Origin of the sequence: Streptomyces sp. SID1328, from assembly GCF_009865595.1 — a bacterium.
Taxonomy (GTDB): domain Bacteria; phylum Actinomycetota; class Actinomycetes; order Streptomycetales; family Streptomycetaceae; genus Streptomyces; species Streptomyces griseoluteus.
Genome location: NZ_WWKH01000645.1, coordinates 1 through 4,348, shown reverse-complemented (window position 1 = coordinate 4,348; position 4,348 = coordinate 1). Strand labels below are relative to the sequence as shown.

Sequence of the window (4,348 nt, the reverse complement as noted above, 5' to 3'; positions counted from 1 at the left end):
CGCCGGGTGCGGGGGTCGGCGGCCGGGTCGGCGGAGTCGTAGCGCAGCAGGTTGTCCCGGCCGGAGAGGAAGCCGTAGAGCGCGGGGCCCTCGATGAGGGCGCCGACCTCGGGCAGTACGGCACGCGTGGCGCCCGGCATGGGGCGGCCCAGGACGTGCGCGGTGCCCGAGGTCGGTTCGATCAGGCCCATCAGCATGCGGATGGTGGTGGTCTTGCCGGAGCCGTTGGGGCCGAGGAAGCCGAAGACGCTGCCCGCCGGGACGGTCAGGTCCAGACCGTCCACGGCGAGCTGTCCGCCCCGGTACCGCTTGGTGAGGCCGCGCGTGGCGATGACGGGTGCCGCCTCTTCCCCGGTGACGGACGTCGGCTCCATCGGGCCCCCTCGCGTGTCGGGCGGGTTACTTGTCCGCGTCGGCCGCCTTGACCAGGGCGTCCTTGGTGACCGCGCCCGCGTAGACCTTGCCGTCGTCGGTGATCAGGGCGTTGACCAGGCGGGTGGAGAAGACGGTGCCCTTGCCGAAGTCGCCGGAGACCTGGTCGCCCAGCGAACCGAGGAAGCCGCCCATCGCGCCACCCTGCTGGGACGTCTTGTCCCCCTTGGCGCCGGTGTCGAACTTGGCGATGGTGGTCCAGCCCTCGCCGATGGTGTCGGCCCCGCTCAGATCGCCGGGCGCGAACTGCCCGCCGAAGTCGGGGGCGTGCTCGTCCTTGCCCGGCTTCTCCTCGGTCACCTTCGCGCCCTTGGGCGGGCGGAAGTCGAAGGTGGAGGCGGGCGGGGCGGCGAAGGAGACCTTGGTGAAGCCCGCGTCGAGGACGGGGGCGCCGCCGCTCTTCGGGGTGAGGGTGAACTTCAGCGGCAGGCCGGTCCTGGCGTCGACGCCTATGGTGACGTCCCGGACGGTGGAACCGGACTGCCTGGGCTTGATCACGAGCTGGTAGGCGTCCCGGCCTGCGATGCGGGCGGTGCCGTCGACGGTGACCGAGGTGGTGGAGTCGACCGACTTCAGCGCCTCCTCGGCGAAGTCGTCGGGCGTGGCGCCCGGCCGGTGCTCGCGCTGCTCGCCGGTGTGCTGGGCGGTCGTGTGGAAGACCTCGTTGCTCGCGCTGTCGTAGCCCCACACGTCCTTGTCGTTGTGGATGAGGCTGTACTCGGCGTCGCGCTCCAGCAGCGAGACCTTCTGCTTCTCGGGGCCGTCGGCGGCCACGCGCAGGGTGTGGGTGCCGGACGCCAGCTCGGTGAGCCTGGTCCGCGGGTCGGCGGAGGAGTCCTCGTGGCCGGAGCCCATGCCGTCCTGGAGGCTGCCGAGGTCGGGCAGGCCGAGGTCGGTGCTGATCTTCACGGTGCCGGACATCCGCTGGACGTCGGACTTGGCGATCTTCTCGACGAGCTGCTGCGCGGTGATCTTCGGCAGGTCCGGGTCGCCGGAGGCGGCGAGCGCCGGGACCAGCCCGATGGTGGCGGCCGCGACACCCACCACCGCGACGGGCACGACGTACCGGGCGGCCTTGCGGCGTCCGGTACGCGGGTCCTCGTCGGGGCCGGTACCGGTCGCGTGGTCGGATTCGTACGGTGCCATGTCTGCCTTACCTCCGTCGTCGGCGGCGGCTGCGCTCTATGGGTTCCACCTGAGCCGCCATTCTCACCCGGATCGGTGAGGAGTGGTGGTTTCCCTGGTTCCCATCACACCAATTCGGCAGTCCTCGGGCGTCAGCCCACGGAGCCAACTCGGCGTACACCTGCGGTATGACGTACGGACCGGGCGCCCGCACCGACCCGTAGGGGTCGCACGAGCGCCCGCACGCGCCAGGGCCTCCTCAGGCAGGCCCTAGCCCGCCCGGTACACCACGGCGTCGCACAGTTGGATCAGGGCCGACTTGGCGGTGCAGTCCTTCAGCGGGGCGAGGGCCGCGCGGGCCTCCTCCGCGTACCGGACCGCGTCGCGGCGGGCCTGGTCCAGCGCGGGGTGGGCGCGCAGGGCGGTGAGCGCCTCGGCGAGCCGGGCGTCGTCGCTGAGGTCGGAGTCCAGCAGCTCGCACAGCGCGAGGTCGGCGGGCTCGCCGAGCCGGGCGGCGCGCTCGCGCAGCCGGAGCACGGGCAGCGTGGGCACGCCCTCGCGCAGATCGGTGCCGGGGGTCTTGCCGGACTCGTCGGAGTCGGAGGCGATGTCCAGCACGTCGTCGGCCAGCTGGAAGGCGACGCCGAGCCGCTCGCCGTACTGGGTGAGCACGTCGACCACGCTCTCGTCGGCGCCGGACATCATGGCGCCGAACCGGCAGGACACGGCGACCAGCGAGCCCGTCTTGCCGGAGAGCACGTCGAGGTAGTGCTCGACCGGGTCGCGGCCGTCCTGGGGACCCGCGGTCTCCATTATCTGGCCGGTGACGAGGCGCTCGAAGGCGAGGGCCTGCACCCGGACGGCCTCGGGGCCGAGATCGGCGAGTATCTGCGTCGCGCGGGCGAAGAGGAAGTCGCCGGTGAGCACCGCGACCGAGTTGCCCCAGCGGGTGTTGGCGCTGGCCACGCCGCGCCGCACGGCCGCCTCGTCCATGACGTCGTCGTGGTAGAGCGTGGCCAGGTGGGTCAGCTCGACGACGACGGCCGAGGGGATGACGCGCGGGGCGTGCCCGTCGCCGAACTGGGCGGACAGCAGCACGAGCAGCGGACGGAACCGCTTGCCGCCGGCCCGCACCAGGTGCTGGGCGGACCCGGTGATGAAGGGGACGTCGCTCTTGGTGGCCTCTAGCAGGCCCTCCTCGACAGCCGCCAGTCCGGCCTGGACATCGGCTTCCAGTGCCTGGTCCCGCACGCTCAGCCCGAACGGCCCGACGACGGTCACGAGGTTCTCCTGTCTGCTGGTGTCTGCTGGCGACTTCACGGCTTGTCGATAGGTCGCTGCCATCAGTCAAGTCAGCGTATCCGGTCCTCTTTCGATCACCGATCGCACCCACCGGTCCAGCTCGTGAGGTATCGGATTTCGTCCGGCATGTACCGAATGGGTGGACAACGGTCGGTATAGGGGGAGTCGGTCGGACGATCCGACACTCCGGGGGTCACACCGGGCCAACGAACGGGAGAGTGCGAGAGGTTCCGCCTGCGGGGGACCGACACTCCCTAATACCCACAGACGGCCCAAATCCACATAATCCCCCATGTCTGATTTTGCGTATTTTGCGATTCCGTGAGTTGGCTCACGCGGACCACCTCGTCGCACGTACCCCGTCAGACCCCCCTCTCACCCCCTTCTTACCGTGTGCGGTACGGAAGTTGAGGATTGGCGGGCGCAAAGGATCAAGTGGGCCATTTGGGACAGACCAAGGTCAACTGGCGCGTTGGGTGAATCCAGTACTTGTTCCGGACATGTGCGGTCGCATACGTTCCCGCCCTGTCAGGCGAACGCCGAATCCTGCCGCGCCTGGCACACCCACTCACGAACTCATTCGTACGGCAGGAGCGGGGGACCCAGGTAAGCCGCCGGACCGGCGCGACGCATGTCGCGCCGGGACGGCTCGGGGTGAAGCCGTCATCGTCCCCGGTGTCCGACGGGCACCGGGGACGACGCGGCCGGGCACCTCCCCGCCCGAACCCGACAGCTCACCTCGCAGGCGACGGAGAGGAAACACCGACATGTCTGCTGCTGCTCAGCCGCGCCGTGCCCGCACCAAGCGCCTCGTCCGCACGCTCGCCGTCGCCGGTACCGGTGCCGCGATGTTCGCACTCCCCCTCATCGGCGCCACCAGCGCCTCCGCCGCCCCGGCCGCCAAGCCCGCCGCCGCCTCCGCCGTGTACCCGAACAACCTCGACGGCTGGATCCGCCAGTCCCTGGCGATCATGGCCGAGAAGGGCATCCCGGGCACCTACAACGGCATCCACCGCAACGTGATGCGCGAGTCCTCGGGCAACCCGCTGGCCATCAACAACTGGGACATCAACGCCATCAACGGCACCCCGTCCAAGGGCCTGCTCCAGGTGATCGACCCGACCTTCCGTACGTACCACGTCGCCGGCACGTCCTTCGACCCGTACGACCCGGTCGCCAACATCACCGCCGCCTGCAACTACGCGTACCACCGCTACGGTTCGATCGACAACGTCAACGGCCCGTACTGAGCCGCCCGCACGATCACTGTGCACCGGGCCCCCGTCGCACGCCTCGCGCGTGCGACGGGGGCCGTCGGCGTCAGGGGGTGAACAGGCGCTCCAGGACGACGGCCACCCCGTCGTCCTCGTTGGAGAGGGTCACCTCGTCGGCCACCGCCTTCAGTTCCGGGTGGGCGCCGGCCATGGCGACGCCGTGGGCCGCCCACTGGAACATCGGGATGTCGTTCGGCATGTCGCCGAAGGCGACG

The 4,348-nt window shown here is 70.4% G+C and carries 5 protein-coding genes and 1 riboswitch; of the genes, 1 reads left to right on the top strand and 4 read right to left on the bottom strand.

The window, feature by feature from the left end; all coding sequences use genetic code 11:
* From GT030_RS20935 to GT030_RS20925, 3 genes are all read right to left on the bottom strand, one after another.
* Positions 1-374 (bottom strand): ATP-binding cassette domain-containing protein (locus GT030_RS20935; RefSeq protein ID WP_161202415.1); only part of this gene is annotated, 374 nt, incomplete at its 3' end.
* 25 nt (positions 375-399) lie between these two features.
* Positions 400-1,578: a sigma-E factor regulatory protein RseB domain-containing protein gene (locus GT030_RS20930; RefSeq protein ID WP_161202414.1), complete on the bottom strand. Its 1,179-nt coding sequence runs from the start codon at positions 1,576-1,578 to the stop codon at positions 400-402.
* A 249-nt stretch (positions 1,579-1,827) separates the two neighbouring features.
* A complete protein-coding gene (locus tag GT030_RS20925) occupies positions 1,828-2,838 on the bottom strand; it encodes a polyprenyl synthetase family protein (protein WP_161202413.1) in 1,011 nt (336 codons plus the stop codon).
* Between the two features lie 548 nt (positions 2,839-3,386).
* Positions 3,387-3,622: riboswitch (cyclic di-AMP (ydaO/yuaA leader) on the top strand.
* Between the two features lie 4 nt (positions 3,623-3,626).
* Here GT030_RS20925 and GT030_RS20920 point away from each other — a divergent pair.
* On the top strand, positions 3,627-4,109 hold the full coding sequence (locus GT030_RS20920) for a transglycosylase SLT domain-containing protein (RefSeq protein ID WP_161202412.1): 483 nt from the start codon (positions 3,627-3,629) through the stop codon (positions 4,107-4,109).
* Positions 4,110-4,179: 70 nt separating this feature from the next.
* Here GT030_RS20920 and GT030_RS20915 read toward each other — a convergent pair.
* On the bottom strand, positions 4,180-4,348 hold a 169-nt coding region (locus GT030_RS20915; RefSeq protein ID WP_161202411.1), incomplete at its 5' end, for an HAD hydrolase family protein.

What these genes read in the sequence shown, in the direction of transcription:
- GT030_RS20930 (WP_161202414.1), bottom strand. Translation starts at nt 1,578, where the DNA reads ATGGCACCGTACGAATCCGACCACGCGACCGGTACCGGCCCCGACGAG.
- GT030_RS20920 (WP_161202412.1), top strand. Translation starts at nt 3,627, where the DNA reads ATGTCTGCTGCTGCTCAGCCGCGCCGTGCCCGCACCAAGCGCCTCGTC.